Source organism: Paraburkholderia humisilvae, assembly GCF_902859855.1.
Taxonomy (GTDB): Bacteria; Pseudomonadota; Gammaproteobacteria; order Burkholderiales; family Burkholderiaceae; genus Paraburkholderia; species Paraburkholderia humisilvae.
Genome location: NZ_CADIKH010000395.1, coordinates 1 through 1004, shown reverse-complemented (window position 1 = coordinate 1004; position 1004 = coordinate 1). Strand labels below are relative to the sequence as shown.

General features: G+C 60.5%; 3 protein-coding genes. All 3 read right to left on the bottom strand.

Annotated elements, in window-relative coordinates; translation table 11 throughout:
• On the bottom strand, nucleotides 1–216 hold a 216-nt coding region (locus HV796_RS42735; protein WP_175233614.1), incomplete at its 3' end, for an MmgE/PrpD family protein.
• Between the two features lie 43 nt (nucleotides 217–259).
• The gene (locus HV796_RS42730; protein ID WP_175233613.1) at nucleotides 260–754 is read right to left on the bottom strand and encodes a hypothetical protein; all 495 of its coding nucleotides are present in this window, start codon (nucleotides 752–754) and stop codon (nucleotides 260–262) included.
• A gap of 102 nt (nucleotides 755–856) precedes the next feature.
• Nucleotides 857–1004 (bottom strand): citrate/2-methylcitrate synthase (locus HV796_RS42725; protein ID WP_281370005.1); only part of this gene is annotated, 148 nt, incomplete at its 5' end.

Genomic DNA, 1004 nt, shown 5'->3' with positions numbered 1-1004 from the left:
ATTGGGCACGATCGTGCCGGGCACGATCGGTCCCATCAGCTTGGTGCAGGCCGGATAGGAGAGGGCCTCGAGTCCGCAGCCGAGCGTGTCGATCAGGCAGTTGCGTGCCGTGTCGAGCGCGAGCGCGCTGTCGACCTTGTGGTTCAGCACATAGTCGACGATATCGGTGAGGACTTTGTCCGGCGCGGGCCGGACGTTTGAAATCGGTGCGGACATCGAGGCTTCCTTGGCGGCTACTTAAAGTGACTTCCTGACGCGATTACTGGGCCTTGTTGATGGCGTTCGACTGCGTCGGAGCCGGCGCGCCTTCCATCATCGCGGCAGTCTTGCACTCATCGGCGAGACGCGAGCCGTCCTTGTCGGAGAACAGCATCGCCTTCGTCGGGATCACGACCACGTCGAGGCCGCTTGCCGCGTCGTGAAAGCGGTCGGCGCCCGTCGTCGTGACTTCGCGCGGCAGGCTGTAGTTCTTGTCGGCCCAGTGAACCGTGACGATCTGGTCACGCTTCATGTCGCCCTTCATATCGAACGACAGACCATCCTTACAGGTCCATTTTTCCGAGCCTTCCGGGACCGGGTCGACCTTTGCTTCCTTGGCCGGATTCGGCTTGCGTTTGAACAGGCGCTTGGGTTGCGGCGCCTTGGCCTTCTTCGTTGCGGTAGCACTCGATGCCTGAGCGGAGGCGTTCTCCGCGGTGACCAGCAGCGTCGAAGACAGTGCGCCGACAACGGCAGCGATCAGCAGCTTTTTCATGACAATTGAACCTTTCTATCTAGTATTGATTAATCGTGCGCGGCTGGCTGGAACCGAGCCGCCCGGGGTGACTGCACGCGCCCCGAATGCGCACAGCGGACGCTATTTTCTCCTATTTAGCGCCGTGAACTTCAAATTCTCCGGTCCGGTGTAATTTGCGCTGGGCCGGATGATCTTGTTGTCGATGCGTTGCTCGATGATGTGCGCGCTCCAGCCGCTCATGCGCGAGATCACGAAAAGCGGTGTGAAC

Excerpts from the sequence above, each read along its gene's own strand:
- HV796_RS42730 (WP_175233613.1), bottom strand. The coding sequence starts at position 754 with ATGAAAAAGCTGCTGATCGCTGCCGTTGTCGGCGCACTGTCTTCGACG.